23 protein-coding genes are annotated in these 21,119 nt (G+C 43.4%); 15 read left to right on the top strand and 8 right to left on the bottom strand.

The genetic code is table 11. From position 1 onward, the window contains the following. Nucleotides 1-30 precede the first annotated feature (30 nt). Both JGK14_RS03725 and gloB read right to left on the bottom strand, forming a co-directional pair. A complete protein-coding gene (locus tag JGK14_RS03725) occupies nucleotides 31-180 on the bottom strand; it encodes a hypothetical protein (RefSeq protein ID WP_293196482.1) in 150 nt (49 codons plus the stop codon). Nucleotides 181-652: 472 nt separating this feature from the next. Next, the gene (gene gloB, locus JGK14_RS03720; protein WP_293178406.1) at nucleotides 653-1,426 is read right to left on the bottom strand and encodes a hydroxyacylglutathione hydrolase; all 774 of its coding nucleotides are present in this window, start codon (nucleotides 1,424-1,426) and stop codon (nucleotides 653-655) included. 224 nt (nucleotides 1,427-1,650) lie between these two features. Here gloB and JGK14_RS03715 point away from each other — a divergent pair, with 224 nt between their 5' ends. From JGK14_RS03715 to JGK14_RS03665, 11 genes are all read left to right on the top strand, one after another. Then, nucleotides 1,651-1,854 carry a hypothetical protein gene (locus JGK14_RS03715; RefSeq protein ID WP_293178403.1) on the top strand — a complete coding sequence of 68 codons (204 nt, stop codon included), beginning with the start codon at nucleotides 1,651-1,653 and terminating at the stop codon, nucleotides 1,852-1,854. 204 nt (nucleotides 1,855-2,058) lie between these two features. Beyond that, the gene (gene galE, locus JGK14_RS03710) at nucleotides 2,059-3,060 is read left to right on the top strand and encodes a UDP-glucose 4-epimerase GalE (protein ID WP_293178400.1); all 1,002 of its coding nucleotides are present in this window, start codon (nucleotides 2,059-2,061) and stop codon (nucleotides 3,058-3,060) included. Between the two features lie 47 nt (nucleotides 3,061-3,107). Beyond that, on the top strand, nucleotides 3,108-4,031 hold the full coding sequence (locus JGK14_RS03705) for an alpha-1,2-fucosyltransferase (protein ID WP_293326115.1): 924 nt from the start codon (nucleotides 3,108-3,110) through the stop codon (nucleotides 4,029-4,031). Next, nucleotides 4,031-4,858 carry a hypothetical protein gene (locus JGK14_RS03700; protein ID WP_293207265.1) on the top strand — a complete coding sequence of 276 codons (828 nt, stop codon included), beginning with the start codon at nucleotides 4,031-4,033 and terminating at the stop codon, nucleotides 4,856-4,858. The genes JGK14_RS03705 and JGK14_RS03700 overlap by 1 nt, the downstream gene beginning before the upstream one ends. 26 nt (nucleotides 4,859-4,884) lie before the next feature. Continuing rightward, on the top strand, nucleotides 4,885-5,682 hold the full coding sequence (locus tag JGK14_RS03695; protein ID WP_293276767.1) for a class I SAM-dependent methyltransferase: 798 nt from the start codon (nucleotides 4,885-4,887) through the stop codon (nucleotides 5,680-5,682). A 14-nt stretch (nucleotides 5,683-5,696) separates the two neighbouring features. After that, a complete protein-coding gene (locus tag JGK14_RS03690) occupies nucleotides 5,697-6,854 on the top strand; it encodes a glycosyltransferase family 4 protein (RefSeq protein WP_293193356.1) in 1,158 nt (385 codons plus the stop codon). A gap of 86 nt (nucleotides 6,855-6,940) precedes the next feature. Further along, entirely contained in the window at nucleotides 6,941-8,941 is a 2,001-nt protein-coding gene (locus JGK14_RS03685; RefSeq protein WP_293178388.1) for an ABC transporter ATP-binding protein, read from the top strand. A 139-nt stretch (nucleotides 8,942-9,080) separates the two neighbouring features. Further along, nucleotides 9,081-10,280 carry a glycosyltransferase family 4 protein gene (locus JGK14_RS03680; RefSeq protein WP_293274718.1) on the top strand — a complete coding sequence of 400 codons (1,200 nt, stop codon included), beginning with the start codon at nucleotides 9,081-9,083 and terminating at the stop codon, nucleotides 10,278-10,280. A 91-nt stretch (nucleotides 10,281-10,371) separates the two neighbouring features. Continuing rightward, nucleotides 10,372-11,340, top strand: a complete 969-nt coding sequence (locus JGK14_RS03675; RefSeq protein WP_293193357.1) for a glycosyltransferase family 10 domain-containing protein — start codon at nucleotides 10,372-10,374, stop codon at nucleotides 11,338-11,340. A gap of 61 nt (nucleotides 11,341-11,401) precedes the next feature. Further along, nucleotides 11,402-12,376: an Npun_R2821/Npun_R2822 family protein gene (locus tag JGK14_RS03670; protein WP_293193358.1), complete on the top strand. Its 975-nt coding sequence runs from the start codon at nucleotides 11,402-11,404 to the stop codon at nucleotides 12,374-12,376. After that, nucleotides 12,373-13,245, top strand: coding sequence for an Npun_R2821/Npun_R2822 family protein (locus JGK14_RS03665; protein ID WP_293178376.1), 873 nt, complete (start codon nucleotides 12,373-12,375; stop codon nucleotides 13,243-13,245). The genes JGK14_RS03670 and JGK14_RS03665 overlap by 4 nt, the downstream gene beginning before the upstream one ends. A gap of 15 nt (nucleotides 13,246-13,260) precedes the next feature. Here the strand turns inward: JGK14_RS03665 and JGK14_RS03660 are convergent, their stop codons facing one another. After that, on the bottom strand, nucleotides 13,261-13,527 hold the full coding sequence (locus JGK14_RS03660; protein ID WP_293193360.1) for a hypothetical protein: 267 nt from the start codon (nucleotides 13,525-13,527) through the stop codon (nucleotides 13,261-13,263). A 55-nt stretch (nucleotides 13,528-13,582) separates the two neighbouring features. On the opposite strand from JGK14_RS03660, the gene JGK14_RS03655 reads away from it, so the two are divergent. Then, nucleotides 13,583-14,608, top strand: a complete 1,026-nt coding sequence (locus JGK14_RS03655) for an Npun_R2821/Npun_R2822 family protein (RefSeq protein ID WP_293193361.1) — start codon at nucleotides 13,583-13,585, stop codon at nucleotides 14,606-14,608. A 52-nt stretch (nucleotides 14,609-14,660) separates the two neighbouring features. Here the strand turns inward: JGK14_RS03655 and JGK14_RS03650 are convergent, their stop codons facing one another. Continuing rightward, on the bottom strand, nucleotides 14,661-15,008 hold the full coding sequence (locus JGK14_RS03650; RefSeq protein ID WP_442921423.1) for a hypothetical protein: 348 nt from the start codon (nucleotides 15,006-15,008) through the stop codon (nucleotides 14,661-14,663). 52 nt (nucleotides 15,009-15,060) lie between these two features. Between JGK14_RS03650 and JGK14_RS03645 the strand changes: the two genes are divergently transcribed. Beyond that, nucleotides 15,061-15,219: a hypothetical protein gene (locus JGK14_RS03645; RefSeq protein ID WP_293178370.1), complete on the top strand. Its 159-nt coding sequence runs from the start codon at nucleotides 15,061-15,063 to the stop codon at nucleotides 15,217-15,219. Here JGK14_RS03645 and JGK14_RS03640 read toward each other — a convergent pair. From JGK14_RS03640 to JGK14_RS03630, 3 genes are all read right to left on the bottom strand, one after another. Next, a complete protein-coding gene (locus JGK14_RS03640) occupies nucleotides 15,216-16,892 on the bottom strand; it encodes an ABC1 kinase family protein (RefSeq protein WP_293193362.1) in 1,677 nt (558 codons plus the stop codon). The two genes, JGK14_RS03645 and JGK14_RS03640, sit on opposite strands and share 4 nt — an antisense overlap. A 36-nt stretch (nucleotides 16,893-16,928) precedes the next feature. After that, nucleotides 16,929-17,120, bottom strand: a complete 192-nt coding sequence (locus JGK14_RS03635; protein ID WP_293219292.1) for a hypothetical protein — start codon at nucleotides 17,118-17,120, stop codon at nucleotides 16,929-16,931. 560 nt (nucleotides 17,121-17,680) lie between these two features. Further along, the gene (locus tag JGK14_RS03630; RefSeq protein WP_293178362.1) at nucleotides 17,681-18,853 is read right to left on the bottom strand and encodes a DegT/DnrJ/EryC1/StrS family aminotransferase; all 1,173 of its coding nucleotides are present in this window, start codon (nucleotides 18,851-18,853) and stop codon (nucleotides 17,681-17,683) included. A 127-nt stretch (nucleotides 18,854-18,980) separates the two neighbouring features. On the opposite strand from JGK14_RS03630, the gene JGK14_RS03625 reads away from it, so the two are divergent. Both JGK14_RS03625 and JGK14_RS03620 read left to right on the top strand, forming a co-directional pair. Further along, nucleotides 18,981-19,760, top strand: a complete 780-nt coding sequence (locus JGK14_RS03625) for an ABC transporter permease (RefSeq protein ID WP_325314774.1) — start codon at nucleotides 18,981-18,983, stop codon at nucleotides 19,758-19,760. 194 nt (nucleotides 19,761-19,954) lie between these two features. Then, complete coding sequence (locus tag JGK14_RS03620; protein ID WP_293208971.1) at nucleotides 19,955-20,575, top strand: Uma2 family endonuclease; 621 nt, start codon at nucleotides 19,955-19,957, stop codon at nucleotides 20,573-20,575. Nucleotides 20,576-20,691: 116 nt separating this feature from the next. Here JGK14_RS03620 and JGK14_RS03615 read toward each other — a convergent pair whose 3' ends face one another. Continuing rightward, nucleotides 20,692-20,925, bottom strand: a complete 234-nt coding sequence (locus JGK14_RS03615; RefSeq protein ID WP_293178353.1) for a hypothetical protein — start codon at nucleotides 20,923-20,925, stop codon at nucleotides 20,692-20,694. Nucleotides 20,926-21,119 lie beyond the last annotated feature (194 nt).

Below are 21,119 nucleotides of genomic sequence, written 5' to 3'. Positions count from 1 at the left end.
TTTGATGCAAACAGGCTGACAATTCAAACCTCAGAGAGATGTCGATCGTTCTGCTGGAATTTCAATATCTCGACAATTTATTTTATACCAGAGCTCCACGCCTTGACCAGTTGTGTAAGCAAAGGCGAGAGGCAATTTTCTGGCTGTGGCAAATGAGCGATCGGTCTCATCATTATTCAACGTTTCTGTAGATTGCGATCGCCTGCTGTTGCTTGTTTTCGAGGGCGATCCGATCGCACTTGCGCGCAGGTAACGAAAAACCCAATTGCTTTAACTAAACCCGATCGCAAATTTTGGCAAGGCTATCTTGGTGTTAACGGTAAATGGCGATCGCATTTACCCAATATAGCGGTCTATTTTTCCTCCAGTGCCACGGCTCTTCTGATGTTTAGACCGATCGCCTTTTACTTTGGTTCGTGCCCCCAACTTAACCCAATACAGACATTTATAGCCCTTCTCAAAAAGATGAGGTACGCATGGGCATAGGGCATATGTCATAGCTCACTTTTTTGAGAAGGGCTATACCAGAAAGAATTGGTTGAAAGCCTCTCCTTTTTAAAGAAAAATTAAAATCAGACGATTCATTACTCCAAGACCCTTCCTTCTTTTGTCAACTGTCAATTGTCAACTGTCAACTGTCAACTGTCAACTGTCAAAATCGGTCTTTCATCCCGCGCAATCGAGCGAAGGTTTGCACTGAATCTTGACTGTTGGCGACTGACTGAAGACTCGGAAAATCCCAGCGCAAAAAGGGGTTTGTGCTTTTCTCGATGCCGATCGATGATGGTATTGTAGGTTGCGATCGGCTGCGAGCTTCTTTAACTGCTGCCAAGCGCTGCTGTAACTCAGGATTGTCGGGATCTACACTAATGGCAAATTGCAAGTTTGTCAGCGTGTATTCGTGGGCGCACCAAACTCTGGTATTGTCGGGCAAGTTTCGCAATTGTTCGAGGGAAGCTAGCATTTGGGCGGGAGTGCCTTCTTTGAGTCTGCCACAGCCTCCAGCAAACAAAGTGTCTCCACAGAACAATTCGCCCGTTTCCCCTGGGTTGCTGGGCGGGAAATAGTAGGCTATGTGGGCTTTTGTGTGGCCGGGCACGAAGAAAATTTCGGCGGTTCGATCGCCAAATTCAACGCGATCGCCCTGATGTAAAAATACTTGCTGTCCGGGAATTCTGCCTCGGTCTTCGGCGCCGCCGTAAACTGTAATTTGGGGAAAGCGATCGATCAGTTGCTGGTTGCCGCCTACGTGATCGCGATCGTGGTGCGTGTTGAAAATTGCGATTAATTCGGCTTTGAGCGATCGCACTTGCTGCAAGACCGGTTCTGCTTGCGCTGGATCGACCACTGCTACTGTATGGCGATCGGGGTCGTACAGCAAGAAAATGTAATTGTCCGACAGTACCGGAATCCGATAGACCTGCATAGAAAACAGCCTCTCTAGAAAAAATATTATACAATTAAAATATTGTGAGCGTGTTCCGAAGGCATAATGCAGAATTCTATAATCAGCGCATCTATCTTTGGAAGTAAAACTCTGATACATTGTTTCTGCTGTTCCACAAATTGCTTTGCAGTCTGGTACAGACGATTTTTAGGTCGAGAACTCCCAGCAGCTTTAAATATTCTGACATAAATGCGATCGAATAAATGCGAACATCTCAAAACAAATCCAACTTAACAATTTCTCAAATGGTCGATCGGATTGTCACGTCTGGCAAAATCTCTCGCCGGGAACATTTAGTTTTGACTTCTACGATCCTATCTGATGATAAAATTTCAGAGGAGGATCGATATCAAATCAATCGGATATTTGATTACATCCAAATTGGTCGCCTCAAGTTCATCGATTGAGCTGGTAAATTCACAAGATAATCCACAGTTGCAGTTAACGCCGATCCCCCCTAACCCCCCTTAAAAAAGGGGGGGACAAGAGAATTCTCTTTCGTCCCCCTTCTTAAGGGGGATGCGAGGGGGATTTCCGGGGCATAAACAGGCTTAACCCAACCGTATTGCAATCTCATCGACAGTTACAGCTACAAAACAACCCAGAATAATATGAGTACAGAAAAACCAACAATTTTGGTAACAGGCGGAGCTGGATATATTGGCTCTCACGCAGTATTAGCGCTGAAAAATGCCGGTTACGGTGTAGTGATTTTAGATAATTTAGTTTACGGCCACCGAGATATAGTAGAGCAGGTTTTGCAAGTAGGGTTAGTAGTTGGTGATACAAACGATCGGGCACTTCTCGACAACTTGTTCGCCACCCACAACATTGCAGGGGTAATGCACTTTTCTGCTTACGCTTACGTCGGCGAATCTGTTACCGATCCAGCTAAATATTACCGGAACAACGTCATCGGCACGATTACACTTTTGGAAGCGATGATTGCTGCTGGGATTAAGAAATTGGTGTTTTCTTCTACTTGCGCGACTTACGGCGTACCGCAGAAAATCCCCCTCACCGAAGACCACCCGCAAAATCCGATCAATCCCTACGGTGCTACTAAGTTAATGGTAGAAAGGATCTTGTCAGACTTTGACGCGGCGTACAATTTTAAGTCTGTTTGTTTTCGCTATTTTAACGCCGCTGGAGCCGATCCGAACGGGTTGTTAGGAGAAGATCACAAGCCCGAAACTCACCTGATCCCGTTGGTGTTGTTCGCTGCTTTGGGAAAACGAGATTCGATCGCAATTTTCGGCACCGATTACGATACTCCTGACGGTACTTGCATTCGCGATTACATTCACGTTAACGATTTAGCCTCGGCTCACATTTTAGGACTAGAATATTTGCTAAATGACGGCAAATCAGATTTCTTTAATTTGGGGAACGGCGGCGGGTTTTCCGTAAAAGAGGTGATTGAAACAGCCCGCCAAGTGACGGGAAAAGAGATTAAGGCTGTGGAGTGCGATCGGCGTCCGGGAGACCCGCCTAGTTTGGTTGGCAGCAGCAAAAAGGCGATCGAAACCTTGGGTTGGTCTCCAGAATATCCCGACATTAAGGATATTGTAACTCACGCTTGGCAGTGGCACCAAAAACGTCATCACCCTTAGTCTGTAGGGTGCGCGCCGCGCACCTTACCTTAACCAAAATAGCGACTATGTTGATAATATCTGCTAAATCGGGACAACTAGGCAACAGACTGCTGCTTTTTGCCAATTTCATAGCTTGGGCGATCGAGCATAATTGCACTGTCCTCAATCCAGCTTTTGAAGAATATGCAGAATTCTTTGTAGACACGAACAAAGATTTATTGTGCTGTTATCCTCCTCCATATTTTACCGTATCAGGTAACAGATTTATCAGAAATCAATATTTTAAATTCATCAATAATTTAAGCAATAAAAATATCTTTAAAACGCAAGAAATTACCAGAGAAAAGCCGTTTAATTGGATAAATTATCGGGATATTCAAGCAATAAAAAATAGTTCAATTGTTTGTTTTAAAGGCTGGTTATTTCGAGATGGCTGGTTTGTAGAAGATTTGCCAAAGTTGTATAAGTACGCCGATGAGATTAGATCCTACTTTACACCATTACAACAATATAAAATCAATGTAAATAGTTTGATATTGAATGTAAAAAATAACGCAGATACGATCGTTGGAGTTCACATCCGTCAAGGGGATTATGCTCAGCACCAAAAGGGGAGATACTTTTACACAACTGAGCAATACTTAGAAGTGATGAATTCAATAGTCAAACTATTTGAAAGTAACAAAATCAAGTTTTTGATTTGCTCTAATATTCAGCAAAATCCTAAGTTATTTGATGATTTTAACTGCGTTTTTGCTAACGGTCATTTAATCGAAGATATCTATGCTTTGGCTGAGTGCGACTATATTGTCGGGCCGCCTAGTAGTTATACTATGTGGGCTTCTTTTTATGGCGAAAAACCTCTTTATATGCTCAAAAATATCAATAAAGTAATTAACTTGAAAGATTTTGTGCATTTTTATGAATGGGAAGGAATTTTTAATTATCGAGATAACTGGAACGAGAGTTTTTGGGAGTGGACGCACTAATGAAACTAGCAACTAAGGGATTTATCACTATTTTAACAGGTCTTTACTCTTTCCAAGATTGCGTTCATTTTCTGGCGTCCGTCAGGAAATTTCACCAGGAACCAATTATTATTTTAATAGATAGAGTACCTCGAATTTTATATCCTTTACTTCAGGTGTTTGGAAATGTCATATTGCAAAGAGCACCCTCTCACGAAAATCCTGTTTTAGCATCGCGCCAAGCCAAGCTGGCTTTGTACGGAGAATCTCTGTTTGAGAAAACTATTTATATGGATTGCGATATTTGTTTGCTGTCGCCAATAGATGAGGTTTTCGGCTATCTTGATGAGGTAGATTTGTTGGTGACAGAAGATGTGCAGCCTGCGATTGCGAAAGCGAGCAATTTATTAAGAGTCAAGCAAGATATTCTGTCAACTTTGCAGTCTGTGGGATTGCCACTAAACAAAAATACCATTCAATACAATGGCGGATTTATTGCTTTTACGAAAAGCAGTACAAATCAGGAATTGTTCGCGGAATTTAAGAAATATTTCGAGATAGTAGTGGCGCATCAAAATGTGCTACTTTTGAAAGACCAGGGTGCTTTTGCTGCTGCTATTGAATCTGTGAAACCGCAAATGAGAACATTGTCCCCTGTGTACAACTATTTGGATAAGTGGAAAGATGCTTATGCGATCGACAAACCGATAAAAGTCATGCACTGCACCTACCCCTACCGCCCGCAGTACGCAAAGAACGTCACGCGATCGCTTTTTACTCGAATAGTCGATCGCACCGCTAAAATATTTTTACCAAATCAAATTAACAATCCCTGGCGCTTAAAATAAACTTGACCAACTTACTACTCTAGGCCGTGCAACATTATACCAAAGAATTATATCAATACTTACAAACAACCTCCTACGAATCAGCCACAGAAATTATCCCTATCCTTTGGGAATTCGTGCAGCCCAAACGAGTAATTGATGTCGGTTGCGGTACGGGGACTTGGCTGTCCGCATTCCAAGAATTCGGCGTTGAAGATTTTTTAGGAATAGACGGTGATTGGGTAGATATCAAAATGCTAGAAATCCCTGAAAACAAGTTTTTAGCATTAGATTTAACCCAACCTTTGCGCGTCCAACAACAATTTGATTTAGTTGTTTCTCTAGAAGTAGCAGAACACTTGCCCCCAGAGTGTGCCCGAGTATTTATAGAGTCTTTAGTGAAGCTTGGCCCAGTGATTTTATTCTCTGCCGCAGTACCATTTCAAGGGGGAACAAATCACGTTAACGAACAGTGGCCAGACTATTGGGCGAAACTCTTTCAAGAGCAAGGATATGTGGCGATTGACTGCATGAGACATAAAATATGGCAAAATGAGCGAGTTAAATGGTACTACGCCCAGAATATACTTATATTTGCGAATCGGGAATATTTAACAACAAATCCAGTCTTGCAAAAAGAGGCAGCGAGAACTAACATTTTTCAGCTTTCCTTAATTCATCCGCAGCTTTACTTGCGAACGGCATCAGCAGCTACCAAATTAAGACAAGAAATCAAAGATATTTTAGCCTTAAAAGATCCAAGGATTTCACTGAAAAAAATATTTTTTGCTTTGCTACCCTTGACAAAAGATCGTTTAAGCAGGAAAATAAAGCAACTTTTTTAATAAAAAATTACCAAGTGAAAGTTTCATTAGTGGTGAGCGATTTGTCTGGAGGAGGTGCAATTCGTGCTTTTCTACTAGCTCAAGTCCTAATCGAGCTTAAATGTGATGTAGAAGTTGTGGGATTTCAGTTTGGTAAGGAATTGTATGCTATTCCTCCGACAGGCATCCCCGTATGTGCGATACCGGGGAAAAACTATCCAGGGTTTTTGATGGATGTTCAAAAATTATTGAAAAAAATCGATGGGGATATTATTTATGCAGTGAAACCTAAGCCTACAAGTTTTGGTTTATCGCTGCTCAAAAAACTCGATACTCGCCGCCCTCTCATTTTAGACATTGATGACTGGGAACTTAGCTGGTTCGGCGGTGACGAATGGAAATATCGCCCTTCTTTTAAGCAACTTTATCGAGATATTTTTAAACACAATGGTCAATTGCGAGAACCGGATCATCCGCTATATGTCAAGTGGATGGAAGGTTTAGTTTCCCGTGCTGATGCTGTCACCGTTGATACAGAGTTTTTAAAACAGCGTTTTGGTGGTGTATATTTGCCTAATGGTAAGGATACTGAAATGTTTGACCCTGTTAAATACAATCCTGAATTGAGCAGAGAGCGTTACGGCTTGTCGGGCTATAGAGTTCTGATGTTTCCCGGGGCGCCGCGTGCTCACAAAGGTGTTGAGGATGTTTTGATGGCCCTCGAACAGTTAAATGAGCCCGATTTAAAATTAGCGATCGTCGGCGGAAGTCCTTATGATGATTATGATGATAGACTTATGCAACAATGGGGTCGTTGGGTTGTTAAACTGCCAAAATTTCCTGTGGAAACGATGCCGGAAGTTGTAGCGGCTGCTCACGTTGTCGTTGTTCCTCAGCGAGACACTCTGACAGCGGTGGCTCAGTTTCCGCTCAAGCTGACAGATGGCATGGCAATGGCTAAGCCTGTTTTGTCTACGCGCGTGGGAGATATTCCTACAATTTTAGGCGGAACTGGTTATTTAGTCGAACCTAGTTCTCCCGATCAAATTTCCCAAAAAATTAAATGGATATTTCAAAATTTTACAGCCGCCAATTTCCAAGGAATGAAAGCTCGGGAAAGATGCGTGAAAAAATATAGTATTCAAGCAATGGCACCGATACTTTCAGATATAATTGCAGGTAGCTATAGGTGAAATTGAAGCGACTGAATGGAGGAAGAAAAACTGGCTGTAATTAAAGAATATTTTGAGATGCCGTACTGTTTAGCTGGGAATGCTTCATGTCTGCCAATAAGCTACTCCTAAAATTTGCGAGACGATATCCGGGCAGGATTGTGTTAACTGTGATGCTGGGCTTTGCTGGGGCTTTATTCAGCGGTATCAGCACTACTCTGATTGTACCAGTGCTTTTAATTTTTTTGGGGGAAGCTATCGAGCTGCGCGGCGCTCCACCTCTCATTAAAAGTTTGATGTATCCCTTTGAGGGAATGCCGGAAAATCAGCGTTTAATGTTGATGACCGGGGCGATTGTTCTGGCAATTATATTAAAAAATCTTGCTAGCTATATTAATACTTTAGTCGCCACTTCTCTGACGCGCTCTCTGACTTTTGATTTGCGAGAAGCAGGTTTGCGGTTGTTGTTAGAAGTAGATTTAGATTTTTATTCTAAAACTAAAGTCGGGGATTTGATTAATAGATTGGGCGGAGAGATTGGCCGGACTGCGAGTGCAGTTGGTACGGCAATTGGAATGTTTACTACCTCAGTCACTGTTTTGGTGTTTCTGGGTTTGCTGCTTTCTATATCGTGGAAGTTGACGTTGACATCTACGCTTTTGTTGGGATTGGTTGCTTGCACAAATCAATATATTATTAACCGTTCTAAGCATTTTGGTCTCGTGCTTTCTGAAATGTCGAAAGATTATTCGGTGAGGGTGCTGGAAACCATGACTGGGATTCGGCTAGTTAAGTCAACGGGTAACGAAGAAAGGGAGTATCAGCGGATTAAGCATTTAATTCAAAGGCGAGAACACGCGGATTTTCAGGCTCAGGTAAATTATGCGGCGATTGCCCCAATTAACGAAGTTGTTAATTTGATCGTGATAATTTTGATTGTATTTATCGGTCGTACAATATTTGCTAATGAAATTGAGTCTATTTCAACTGTTCTGCTGACCTATTTATTGGTACTTTTTAGGTTAATTCCTTTGATTTCTCAGTTGAATAGCGGGCGGAGTCAATTTGCTAATACGTCAGCTAGCGTAGAAGTAGTTGATGATTTTTTGAGCTGCGATGAGAAGCCTTTTATGCTGAACGGTTCTGTGCCATACACTCATTTGCGATCGGGAATTAGTTTTAATAAAATATCTTTTAGTTATCCGAATCACAAAAATTTAGTTCTTCAAGGAATTGATTTATTTCTACCTTACGGCACTACTTTGGCTTTGGTAGGAACTTCGGGTTCTGGGAAGTCAACTTTGGCAGATTTACTGCCGAGATTTTACGATCCTACTGAAGGTAGTATCTCGATAGATGGTAGAGATTTGCGCGAATTTGAGCTAAAAAGTCTCAGAAAGGCGATGGGTATTGTTAGCCAAGATACGTTTTTGTTTAATGCTTCGGTGCGCGAAAATATTGCTTACGCTAGGCCCGATGCGACGGAGGCTGAAATTGTGGAAGCGGCGCAGGGGGCGAATGCTTATGAGTTTATTGAACGGTTGTCGGAGGGGTTGGATACTCAAATTGGCGATCGCGGTGTGATATTATCGGGAGGGCAGCGTCAGAGGATTTCGATTGCTAGGGCTTTGCTGCAAAACCCGGAAATCTTGATTTTAGATGAGGCAACGAGTTCGCTGGATACGGTTTCGGAAAGATACGTGCAATCGGCGATCGAGAAACTGAGTTGCGATCGCACAACCTTAGTCATCGCCCACCGCCTCTCCACAGTCCAAAAAGCCGACAAAATCGCCGTGATCGATCGCGGACAAGTCGTAGAAATCGGTTCTCACGAAGAATTGCTAGCCAAAGGAGGTTACTACACTCGCTTGTATTCAATGCAATTTGCGGAAGAAACCGCCCGCGATGAAGCTTTGATTAGAGGTTCTTACGAAATTCGCACTCGCCTGACTCCGATGATAGCTTACCTGAAGTTGCTAGTAGATGAAATGGTTGATTCTCCCGAAGAAAGAGATGAGTTAATCAGAGAATCATATCACTCGGCTGCTAATATTTTCAAAACTTTGGAATTTATAGAAAATACTATTAAACGTCAAGCAACAAAATAGTTATTGGTTATTAGTTATTTGTTATTAGAATAGTAGTGCGAGCGTCTCGCTCGCGATCCAGCCGCGAGGGAGACGCTCGCACTGAATCCAGTTTACCAATATACCAATTACCAATTACCAATTACCATTACCAATTCCAATGTCGAAATACTATGTATTTTTCACCAGAAATATCTTGCCACAACCGAATGTAGCCAGCTTAGTTCAAGTTGCACACTCAGCAAATGCCGCAGCAAATCTCGGTTATCCAGCAGTTTTGGTATATATCCGTAAAGGATGGAAGGCTTTTAATCCAGTTGATTGGTTTCATCCTTTTCAACCGAGAAAACCCGATGCAAAACTTGCTCAAATATACAATATTCAAGAGCAATTAAAAATAGCATACTTACCGATGCCGTGGCCGATCGACCTTTTGAACAGCAAGTGGACAAGTTCCAGTACAATAGTCTCAAAATACTACTTGCCAATTCACCTGCTGAAATCGACTAAAATTGTTCATACTCGCGACTGGAACTTTGTTAAAGCTGCCATTAAACACGGGATTCCTGCTATCTACGAACAACACCACCACGAAGATAAGAAGTTTGAGCCGGAGGTTGTTAATAATCCTCTCTTTCAAATTGCTGTAACTGTTGCAGATACTGTGCGATACAGCATGATTCAAAATGGGATGCCAGCGGAAAAAGTCATTATGCTGCACAATGGTTTTAACCAGTTGTTTCTGGTGAGACAAACAGACGCAGCCGAGAATTGGCGGCAGCGATTATTAGCAGGTGGAAGGCAATATTTAGCGGTGTATGCGGGTGGGCTGTACCCGTTTAAGGGTGTGGATATGCTGGTGGATGTGGCGCGGGTGTTGCCGGAAGTTCAATTTGCGATCGCCGGTGGGGATTCATCCCAAGTAACAGCTTACCAGCAGTTAGCCAAAGACAAGCAAGTTAACAACATCAATTTTCTCGGCTACCTGCCTCAAAATCAACTAGCCAGCTTGCTGCAAGCCGCCGATGTTTTGACTCACCCTCACTGTCAGACAGAGGCCGCGACATTCACATCTCCTTTGAAGTTCTTTGATTATATGGCATCGGGAACTCCTATTGTTGCCACAGAGATTACATCTTTAATGGAATTCAAATCTGGAAATATAGCTGCCATTTGGTGCGAACCTGATAACCCGCACAAGTTCGCGCAAAGCATTCGAGATAGTTTAGCAAAATATCCGAGGAGAAGCGAAGGTTATTCACAAACATTGAGTTTTGTCAAGCAGTTTTCGTGGGAAAATAGGATCGAGAGGATTTTGAGTTATGTGGATGAAGAAGTGCGATCGCAAATTATTCATTAGTTTTGTATAATTTTAAATTACCTATTCCTAGCCCCGGCGGTTGAAACCGCGGCTACATAAACAAAGTCCGCCTCCGCGGACTAAGAGAGAAATGAACCCAATAATTATCAGTGCAATCACCACCTATCCAGGCATGAATCAAAGCGATTGGCTGTGGCAACAAACACCTCACAACTTTGGGGAATGGGGCAACATTCAAATGCTCGCCAATCACCCGGAACCAGATTTTTTGCTCATGTATCAATTCGACTTTCCCCGACAGCCTAAACAGCAGTCATGGCTCGACAAAATACGCCGACACGGGCATAATAAACCAGAAAATGACATTCGAGATAAATTCCGCAACGTCCCCCAAGAACGGATTATTTATCTAATCAGAGAACCGCCTTTAGCAGAAGTTATTGAAATTACCAAAGCCAACTACGAACAAGCAAAACTTTATTGCGGTTACGTTTCCGGGCCGGATGATTTTGCGCCCAATCCCAATTATATGCCCGCGATTTGGTATCACTCAAACTCGTTTCGAGAATTGAATGAAATGCCACCACCAACTAAAACTAAATCCTGTTCTTGGATAACTTCGGGCGTTAGTCGCACAGCCAACCACCGACGCAGATTAGATTTTATCAATTTGCTGCAAGAAGCAGAATTAGATTTTGACCTTTACGGGCGAAACTTGCCAAGTTGGGCGCAGGGAAACGGCACGGTTAATAATAAATGGCACGCTGTCGCACCTTATTATTACAATTTGGCTGTGGAGAATTATGCAGAAAATGATTGGTATGTCAGCGAAAAACTTTGGGATGCTTTATTAGCTTGGAATTTGCCGATTTATTACGGCGGTGCGGCGGCGGATAAGTTGTTGCCGGCGGGAAGTTTTTTGCGGCTTCCCAGTTTGGATGAGAAGGGAGTAGAATTTATTAAAGAGGTGATTGCTACGCCGGATTGTTGGCATGAAGCGAGGGATAAAATTGCTGAAGCTAGGCAAATCATTCTCCACGAATTGAACTTGCTCAATTGGCTGTCTAATTTTGTTTGTCAGGAAATAATATCATGTTAGATAATTCGGCGGTTGAAACCGCTTCTATACAAACAAAGTCCGCCTACGCGGACTAATAGATATGAAGGGAATTTGCACGCTAGCAAACGATACAGTTTACGACCAACTAATTGCTTTTCTCAACAGTATTGAAGTTATTTTAGGCTCAAATACTCCTGTCTGTATTTATCCTTTTGACGAACATATCCAGCAAATTCAAGCTGAAATTGCCAAGCGTTCTAATGTTTTTCTGTATGAAGATAGCGCATCTATTCAGCGATGGGATGAATTTATGCAAGCCGCTGCACCTGAGCGCTTAAATCGCAAAAAATTTCGGCTTTACGGCGCGCACCGCCGCTTTTGCGCTTTCGACGGCCCGTTTGCCAAGTTTATCTATCTGGATGCGGATACTTTGGTGATGAATTCTCTTGATGCGGTTTTTGATAAATTAGATAAATATGATTTTGTGGTTTACGATTTTCAATTTCGCGACCCAACTAAAGTCTACAACATTGATTCGCCAAAACTGCTGGAAGTTTTTGAGCAAAATCGGCTCGACTCGGAAATATTTTGTTCGGGATTTTACGGCAGCAAGCAAGGAGTTTTTGACCGTGATACTAGAGAATGGCTGTTAGGTAAACTGCTATCTGGGGAGGCGGAAATTCTCTATGCAGGTGCGGGAGAACAGCCGTTGCTCAATTATATGGTGATGAAAACGGGGATGAACAGCTATAATTTTGCTCGCAGTCTCCCGGATGATGAAAAAACTGGTTGCAGTGTCACTTCCCCACATTTTCAAACCCGAGATAACATTTTGTACGACAAGGGAAATCGCCTGACTTACCTTCATTATATTGGGGTGCAACCGGATTTAATTCGGAGAGTTTGTGCTGGCGAAAATATTGAGTTTCCCTACCGCGATTTGTTTCTACATTACCGCTATCTCCGCGAACCCTCGAAGCGGCCGGTTTTTAGGGAACCGCTAAAGTCTTATGCTGATATTTCTGCGCCGAGTTTGCTAGAAAGAGTCTTGAGAAGGTTGAGGATAAATTTATGAGTCGCGGTATTTATATTGTTGCTAATGATAAGGTGATGGAAAGTGCGATCGCCCTTTTAGCCAGCATACGCCTTTACAATTGTCAAGTACCAGTTTTTTTGATCCCGTTTGACGACAATTATCTGCAAGTCGCTGCCGCCCTCAGCAGCCTCTATGGTGTGCAATTGTACCCAAATCTGGGGTTTGTGGAACAGTTTACCAGGGAAATTGGCCAAATATTCGATCGCAACTTTCTAGCCCTTCCCAACAAAATGCGGAAACTCTGCGCCTGGTTTGGCCCCCTCGACGAATTTCTGTACATCGATACCGACATCATCGTCTTTGAAGACATCGCAGCCAACCTCAACAAACTCTCAGAAGTAGACTTTTTTTGCTGCGACTATCACCACCTCAACGAAAAACTGCGAAATATATTTTCACCCATTGTCAAAGAACAAAATATCTTTACCGACTCACAGCTTCAAGATGTATTCAACAGCGGTTTTTGGGCTTCCCGAAAAGGCACGATTGCAGAATCGCAAATGTATGAAATTTTGCGGGAATGTTCGCAACATCGAGAATATTTTGACTTTACTCAAAATGTCACAGACCAGCCTATACTAAATTATATGATTCTCAAGTTAATTTTCAAACGCTGGAATCTTGTTAAAGATTCAGCAGCAGAACCTGGAAGCTGGGCTGGTTCTACACATTTTCAGGAAATAGATTATGTGCTTTATGACAAAGGCAAAAGATTAAAATATATTCACTGGGCTGGAATACCAATTAAATCCGGTACTCCTTATTGGAAACTTTGGCGATATTATCGTTATTTGGATGAAAGAAAACCAAATTTAATGCAAAAAATCCTTCAGCCTTTCAGTAGATGAGGATAAACTGATATGTTATATTATTATCAACAAGCTTTGAGGAACAGGCAAGATGCCTGTTCCACAATTCATAAATTTTATTGTGGTTTTGACTTTGAACAAGCTTTGAGGAACAGGCAAGATGCCTGTTCCACAATTCATAAATTTTATTGTGGTTTTGACTTTAAACAAGCTTTGAGGAACAGGCAAGATGCCTGTTCCACAATTCATAAATTTTATTGTGCTTTTAACTTTAAACAAGCTTTGAGGAACAGGCAAGATGCCTGTTCCACAGTCAATCATTTTTATTGTGGTGTGGGCATCTTGCCCGCACCTAAACAGTTACTTATTAACAACTATGACTGATGGTATTTATATTCTAGGCAATGATGTGGTTTTTGATCACTTAGTCGCTTTATTGAATAGTCTCGAAGTTAATGGGGCGAAAACTATTCCTGTTTGCATCATTCCCTACGATGATAACTTGCAAAAAGTTCGAGTAGAAATTGCCTCGCGAAGCAATGTTACTCTATTTGACAATGCCGATTCCATCCAATTTTGGGAAGACTTCGCGACTGTAGTTTGGACATCTCACCAAAAAGCTCAAAAAGTTTGGCAAGCTAAAGGTTGGGCGCCAGTTCACTGTTTGGGAATGCACCGAAAATTTTGCTGTTTTGATGGCCCTTTTGACAAGTTTGTCTATTTTGATGCCGACACTCTGTTAATGGGTTCTCTGGATTATATTTATCAAAAACTTGATGAATTTGATTGGGTAGCTAACGATTTTCAATACAAATCTGACCTCAATTATGTCTTTGATTTATCATCAGAAAAACTCGCAGCATTTTTTGAGATTGAAAAACTGGAATCTCAGATTTTTTGTGCTGGTTGGTTTGCTGCAAAAAAAGGTATTTTAAATCGCAATAACTTAGCCGAACTTTTAGATAAATTGACTTCAGGAGAAGCAGAAATTTTGTCTTTGCGGGGAACTGACCAACCTTTATTTAACTATTTAGTCGCCCGCAGCGCTATCTCTTTTTATAATTTTGCTTATCATCAACCTGCACTGATAACGGGAAATCATTGGTCTTCTCAATTTGATGTGATAGATTATGTTTTATACGACAAAGGACGGCGGCTGACTTATTTGCATTACATGAGTATTTCGGCTGCAAAATTTACTCGATTGTGTGCGGGCGAAGATGTTGAGATTCCTTACCGCGATGTATTTCTGCACTACCGCTATTTGAATTCGCCGGAAACACGACCAAAACTCGCGCCTCCCAATTTGTTACTGCGCTTGCAGAGGAATTTCAAAAGTTGGGGTATTCAAAGGGTTAATAATGTTCTATTTAAGTTGCGGATTTTAATAAAGAAGGACTAAAGTCCTTACTACGAACCAACCCTCTTCGTTGTAAAAGAGGGTTGATGTTTAACTATGGTTCTTCAAAAAAAGAATCCAAGTCTAAGGCTTGGGAACCTCCGCGTTGTAGTTCAATTAAAACTTTGGCTAGTTGAGTCCAAACTAGCCATGCTGTTAGTAGTGTCAGGGGCAGGGCTAGAACGTAGGACAGTAATTTGGGGAAGCCGAATATCTCCATTCCTGAAGCTAAAAATACGCAAATTCCGCCGGCCATTCCCAAAAAAGGCAACTGCAATTGTAGACCTTTTAGGTTGGACAAAGTACGGCTAGAACGATTTTTAGACCAGAGTTGTACGGCTTGTTTGAGAGTTGCTTCAAAGGCTAAGCCTGATGCCATACCTGCTATTAATCCAGCAGTCATTAAAAAATAGGGAGGTTCTGGAAAGTAATACACGAATAATTCTTTTGGGGTAATGGGAAAATTGGGAATTGGGGATGGGGAATTGGGAATTGGGAATTGGGAATTGGGAATTGGGAATTGGGAATTGGCAAAAGTAGAATTATTTTTCTTCCTTCTTCCTTCTTCCTTCTTCCTTCTTCCTTCTTCCCTCTTGCTTCTTCCTTCTAATTAAAATCGATTCAGCGCGGCTGTTCCTGCTGTGGAGAACTCTGTCAAAGCGCCTAAAGCAACGTTGAACAAGCGACTTGGTTGCAGGTCTTCTTTGACTAAGTTCCAGAGGCTGCCAACTTCTTCGGTGTGAATTCGATCGTCCTCAATCAAGGCTAACATTACCTGGCGTCTCAAAAACGACCCTTCCTCTGACAGCAAAAATTGCAAGCCGAGTTGGGCTGTGGGTAGCAGGTCGAAACTGCGATCGGATCTGGCGATCGCAATCATCTCCTCTAATCTATTCCACTGGAATTTGCCATCTTTGAATAATACCTCAATCAGGCGACGGCGCAATGCCGGAGATTCTCCGTTTAACAAACGTCGGGCTACATAGGGATAGGCTACCTCAACTATCTTGAAATCTGGATTGAGGCTAAGGGCTAAACCTTCTTCTGTGACGAGAGACCGAATAATTAAGGCAAATTTGGCGGGGACTCGGAAAGGATAGTCGTACATCAACTCCGAAAACTCGTCTGTAATCGTCTTGAAGTTAAAGTCTCCTACCTTTTCGCCGACGATATCGCCGAGGACAGATTCCAGCGCCGGGACGATCGGCATAATATCTGTATCTGGTGTCAAAAACCCAAGTTTTACAAAATCCTGGGCTAACTCTAAATAATCTTTGTTGATCAAGTGAACGACAGAATCAACCAAAGTTTCTTTAGTTGTTTCTTCCATCTGATCCATCATCCCAAAATCGATGTAAGCCATGCGGCCGTCCGCTAAGGCAAACAGATTTCCTGGATGGGGGTCTGCGTGAAAAAAACCGTGTTCCAGTAACTGCCGCAAACCGCTGCGAACTCCGATTTCAATTAAGCTATTAGTGTCTAAACCGGCGGCTTTGACACTTGCCATATCTGTCAGTTTGATACCGTCAATCCATTCGAGAGTGAGAACGCATTTTGCAGTATAGCGCCAGTAAATACTCGGAACTTTTACTGTTGGGTCGTCGGCAAAATTGGTCGCAAATTTTTCGGCGTTGCGGCCTTCGTTGATATAGTCAATTTCCTCGAATAATTTAATACCGAATTCATCGACTATTAAACAGAGGTCGTGACCGAGATTTAGTGGCAACAACGGGCCCAACCATCCAGCAGCCCAGCGCATTAAGTAAAGGTCAAGGCTCAAGATTGGTAGCAAATTCGGTCGCTGAACTTTGACTGCTACTTCTTCTCCGGTGATTAAACGGGCTTTATAAACTTGACCGAGACTGGCGGCGGCGACTGGTTCGGGGGAGATTTCGCTGTAAGTTTCGCTGATTTTGCGATCGAGTTCTGCTTCAATAATCTCAAATGCTCGCACCGAATCAAAGGGCGGCAATTGATCCTGAAGTTTGATTAATTCTATGAGAAAGTCTTTGCGGATTAAGTCTGGTCTAGTAGACAGGGCTTGACCGACTTTAATGAAAGTGGGGCCTAAGCGAGTGAGTATTTGTCGCAGATGGGCGGCGCGTTCGGGCTGGTGGGCGGCGACTTCGTGCTGCCAACTGTCCCACAGCATTCCGAGTACGAAGCCTGCAAATGACCAAATAACGGTTATTGCTCGCCAAATTGCTTTCCAAGGACGGTTGCGGTAATATTGGGCGATCGCCTGTGGATCGTAGCGTCTAGCCTGAGTGAATTGATACTGAGGCACTCGTTTATTTTCCTCTTGTTTTATGAAAATTGCAGCTTAAATTGAGATTGGGCATCGGGCATCGGGCATCGGGCATCGGGCATAAAAGCATCGGGCATAAAAGCATCGGGCATCGGGCATCGGGCATTGGAAGTCGAAAGTTAAAACCTTCTTCCGTCTTCCTTCTTCCTTCTTCCTTCTTCCTTCTTCCTTCTTCCTTCTTCCTTCTTCATCATTGACCGATCGCAAATTTTAGGCGAGCGGAAAATGCACCCGTTGAAGGCGGATTGCCAGCCTAAATTTGTTTCTTTTCATTAAATATAGTACTTGACACTCCTCGACTATCAAGGTACGAGGATTCTTGGGCTGAATCGTGCCTCTACCAACAATGTCAGTTTTGGTCTTACAGTTTCATGTCTAGTCCGACTACACCTTTTACAGCAAGCACTCTTACGGACTACTCCCCAAGCGTAAATTCGCGTGTGTCCCACGCTATTTGATTTTTATTTGCTCTTACCGTGTGGATTTGGTTTTTACCATTGACGGTTAAAGATTTTGAGATCCCGGAGTAGGACGTTCAACCTGTTTCCTCACGTTCTCACGGTCAGCAACCTACGAATACTATAGCAGAAAGCCGTCAAGCTTATGACGGGGTTTTAAACCCAAATTTCTGATAAAAGTACAAGTGATCAGTCAAAACACTTAATATGTTTTCCTGACCGCTGCACCAGTACGACACTGCAACCCTACAATTCCTCTATTCTCAGGTATTTCTTTCGATCGGGCGATCGCACAAAAGCCACTAAATCCTATCCGCCCTTTGCCAAACAATCTTTCAGCCCGTAAATTGCCCTCTCCTGTTGATCCCTCGAAAGTTCCGGGAACATCGGCAAAGACAAGACTTCGCGACAAACTTGCTCAGCTACAGGCAACTGACCGGCTTGATAGCCCAAAGATTTGTAAACAGGTTGCAGGTGCAAAGGTAACGGATAGTAAACCATCGAACCGATGCCGGATTCCTGCAACTTAGTCCGCATCGAGTCGCGGAAATTACCAGAAGGATTTGGCGCGCCTTCTGGACTTGTCAGCCGGATTGTGTCTTGACTTGTCAAGCGAATTGTATATTGATTCCAAACAGGCTTGGCTGCTGGCAATTCCTTGGGGACAGCAACTCCGGGCACGCGGGAAAGAAATTCGCTATAAACGGCTGCTTTCTCGCGCCGTTGGGAGTTCCAACTGTCGAGATACCGCAACTTAATGCTGAGAATCACCGCTTGCAGGGCATCCAGACGGCTGTTGTAGCCTATTTCCTCGTAAAAATACCTAGAAGACTGTCCGTGCTCCTTAAGCATACGCATGGAAGCTGCCAGGGCGCGATCGTTTGTTGTCACCGCGCCGCCGTCACCGCAAGCGCCTAAATTTTTGGTCGGATAAAAGCTGAAGCAGCCCACATGGCCGATGCTGCCGACTTTTCTAGACTCCCACTCGGCCCCGACAGACTGGGCGCAATCTTCGATGACGGCTAAGTTATGCTTGGTGGCAATTTCCATCAACCGAGTCATGTCTGTGGGTTGTCCGAAAATGTGAACCGGCATAATTGCCTTGGTTTTGTCGGTAATTGCCGCTTCCAAAAGTTCGACATCCAGATTAAAAGTCCCGCTGTCAATATCGACAAATACGGGAGTTGCACCCACAGCGCTAATTGTTTCAGCGGAAGCGAAGAAGGTAAAAGGAGTGGTAATTACTTCGTCGCCGGGGCCGATTTTGAGAGCTCGCAAAGCCAAAATTAGGGCATCGGTGCCGGAGTTGCAGCCAACGCAGTCGGAAACGCCTGTGTAGTTGGCAAACTCTTGCTCAAAACTCTTGACGGCGGGGCCGCCGATGTAGCCGCCAGAGGCGAGCACTTTTTGTACCGCAGCGCCGATTTCGTCGCCAATCTGGGCGTACTGCTGGGTTAAATCGAGGGGGGGAACGTTATTCACTCTTGACACCACAAATTGCAACCATTATCAAAGCAAATTCTTACAGCAAAACTGTTTCTCAGAAACCTTTATTCAAATATCTTATAGTTGGACGGGCAAACAATCACTTTATCGAAAGGGAGCGCGGATGTTAATTCTGCTAGATTTTACTGATTTGGGTTGGGCTTTGGGGATGGTGGCGATCGCGATCGGGCTTTCGGCGTGGCAGGGATTGGGGTTGGAAGGGGCTCTGGCGATCGCGGCGGGGCGCACCCTAATCCAGCTAATCGGAGTCGGCTACGTGCTCGCCGTGGTGTTTGCGCCGGAGGGGAAAAATCCGTGGCTGGTGTTAGCAGTGTTAGCAATCATGCTGGCCACGGCTAGCATGGTGGCCACCAACCGGATTAGCAAAAAAATCAAGCACTTGCTGCCGTTAGTTGTGGGTTCGATATCGATCGGTACGGCGTTTACTCTCGCCTATACACACTTGCTAATTTTGCAACCTGATCCCTGGTACGAACCGCAGTATTTGATTCCCCTAGCGGGGATGATTTTGGGCAATGCGATGAACTCAGGGGCGATCGCGGGTGAAAGACTTGTGAGTATAGTTAACAGCAGCCAATTAGAAATAGAAACCCATTTAAGTTTAGGTTCGACACCGCAGCAAGCAGTAAAACAGTACCAGAAAGATGCGATTAAAGCTGGATTAATCCCGACATTAAACACAATGACAGTCGTAGGTATCGTAACATTACCGGGAATGATGACGGGTCAAATGTTGAGCGGTGTCAGTCCTTTGGATGCAGCATCTTACCAAATTTTGATTATGTTTGTGTTGGCGCTAGCAACTTTAATCGCCACTCTATTGTTGACTGAGGGATTGTGCCGCAGGTTTTTTAATCAAGATGCACAATTAATCAAATGGTAAGGTTCGTAGTGAGGACTTCAGTCCGCATTCATGAAGGACTAAAGTCCTCACTATGAACCAATTTTATTGCGTGCGCCACAAAATAACTCATTTTCGATATAATGGTAATAAGGTTTGTAGTGAGGACTTCAGTCCTCTGAATTTGATGCGGACTAAAATCCTCACTACGAACAAATTTGATTGGAGACTTCGTCATGATTCAAACTGCAACTAAACCAGTAACCTTTGAAGAATTTCTGGACTGGAAACCTGAAAACGGACGTTACGAACTGCACAATGGAGAGATTGTTGAAATGTCACAGCCATTAGGAGACCATGAAGAAGTTATCGGTTTTTTAGCCTCCGAGTTAACTGCTGAGTTTAGAAAAGAAAAACGTCCATACTTCATCCCCGGAAAAGCATTAATTAAGCCACCAGAAAACGAATCAGCTTATTCGCCGGATATTCTGATATTAAATCGCCCCAACTTAACATCAGAACCTTTGTGGAAAAATTTTTCAACCGTAACTCAAGGAGCATCAATTCCGCTTGTTGTTGAAGTCGTTAGCACGAATTGGCAAGATGACTACATAAAAAAGGTAGGTGAATACGAACTAATTGGGATTCCTGAATATTGGATTGTGGATTATCTCGGTTTGGGCGGCCGTCGATTTATTGGGAATCCCAAGCAACCGACTATTTCGATTTATCGGTTGATTGATGGCGAGTATGAAGTTAGTCAATTTCGGGGAGATGATAGGATTGAGTCGCCAACTTTTCCAGAGTTGAAGTTGACGGCACAACAGATTTTTCAAGCGGGATTGAGTGAAGGATAAAATTGCTGGAAATAACGATATCGGGTAGGGACACGGCAATGCCGTGTCCTCTATTTCATCGCCGTGTTGTCTATTTCAACCGCCCGCTGATATAACCGATGAGGCTAGACCAATTTCTAGGCTTTGCGCTTGATTAAAACGCTAATAAATTGTCCCGGCTTTGGGCCTCGCTGCAACTTACTCCAATCGCCGACGGTGGCGAATCCCAGCCTGTACAAGGTGTGGATGGTTTCTAATACGGTTTTCTGGGAACCGACAACCGTTATCTGCACGATTTCCTGTTCGGATACTGCACAGCCGTCATTTGGCTGCACGGAAGAGTTATCGTCAGGCACGAATTCCTGTGACATAATTATGGTCTCCTGGTTTTTGGTTGTTTTCTGGGAGGAAAACCCAAAAACCCAGCCGCCCCGCATACTAACAAAAGGCAGGGCGGCGACAGAGAATGCTAAGATTCTCGATCAGCCTCCAGACTGCTCATCTCAGTTTGGCGGTTAGCTGTCCGTTGCTGCTGGTTACAGCTTCGGACAGTGCAACTAGATTT

The organism is Microcoleus sp. PH2017_28_MFU_U_A, assembly GCF_020738035.1.
GTDB lineage: Bacteria > Cyanobacteriota > Cyanobacteriia > Cyanobacteriales > Microcoleaceae > Microcoleus.
The sequence above is the reverse complement of the archived record's forward strand: the minus strand, read 5'-3'. Positions and strand labels throughout refer to the sequence as shown.

Bases quoted from the DNA above. Each gene is read 5' to 3' on its own strand.
- JGK14_RS03645 (WP_293178370.1), top strand. From the start codon at position 15,061: ATGGGAAAATTGGGAATTGGGGATGGGGAATTGGGAATTGGGAATTGG.
- JGK14_RS03675 (WP_293193357.1), top strand. From the start codon at position 10,372: ATGAACCCAATAATTATCAGTGCAATCACCACCTATCCAGGCATGAAT.
- JGK14_RS03650 (WP_442921423.1), bottom strand. From the start codon at position 15,008: ATGACTGCTGGATTAATAGCAGGTATGGCATCAGGCTTAGCCTTTGAA.
- JGK14_RS03620 (WP_293208971.1), top strand. From the start codon at position 19,955: ATGATTCAAACTGCAACTAAACCAGTAACCTTTGAAGAATTTCTGGAC.
- gloB (WP_293178406.1), bottom strand. From the start codon at position 1,426: ATGCAGGTCTATCGGATTCCGGTACTGTCGGACAATTACATTTTCTTG.
- JGK14_RS03665 (WP_293178376.1), top strand. From the start codon at position 12,373: ATGAGTCGCGGTATTTATATTGTTGCTAATGATAAGGTGATGGAAAGT.
- JGK14_RS03660 (WP_293193360.1), bottom strand. From the start codon at position 13,527: ATGATTGACTGTGGAACAGGCATCTTGCCTGTTCCTCAAAGCTTGTTT.
- JGK14_RS03705 (WP_293326115.1), top strand. From the start codon at position 3,108: ATGTTGATAATATCTGCTAAATCGGGACAACTAGGCAACAGACTGCTG.
- JGK14_RS03715 (WP_293178403.1), top strand. From the start codon at position 1,651: ATGCGAACATCTCAAAACAAATCCAACTTAACAATTTCTCAAATGGTC.
- JGK14_RS03685 (WP_293178388.1), top strand. From the start codon at position 6,941: ATGTCTGCCAATAAGCTACTCCTAAAATTTGCGAGACGATATCCGGGC.
- JGK14_RS03700 (WP_293207265.1), top strand. From the start codon at position 4,031: ATGAAACTAGCAACTAAGGGATTTATCACTATTTTAACAGGTCTTTAC.
- JGK14_RS03615 (WP_293178353.1), bottom strand. From the start codon at position 20,925: ATGTCACAGGAATTCGTGCCTGACGATAACTCTTCCGTGCAGCCAAAT.
- JGK14_RS03680 (WP_293274718.1), top strand. From the start codon at position 9,081: ATGTCGAAATACTATGTATTTTTCACCAGAAATATCTTGCCACAACCG.
- JGK14_RS03655 (WP_293193361.1), top strand. From the start codon at position 13,583: ATGACTGATGGTATTTATATTCTAGGCAATGATGTGGTTTTTGATCAC.
- galE (WP_293178400.1), top strand. From the start codon at position 2,059: ATGAGTACAGAAAAACCAACAATTTTGGTAACAGGCGGAGCTGGATAT.
- JGK14_RS03670 (WP_293193358.1), top strand. From the start codon at position 11,402: ATGAAGGGAATTTGCACGCTAGCAAACGATACAGTTTACGACCAACTA.
- JGK14_RS03625 (WP_325314774.1), top strand. From the start codon at position 18,981: ATGTTAATTCTGCTAGATTTTACTGATTTGGGTTGGGCTTTGGGGATG.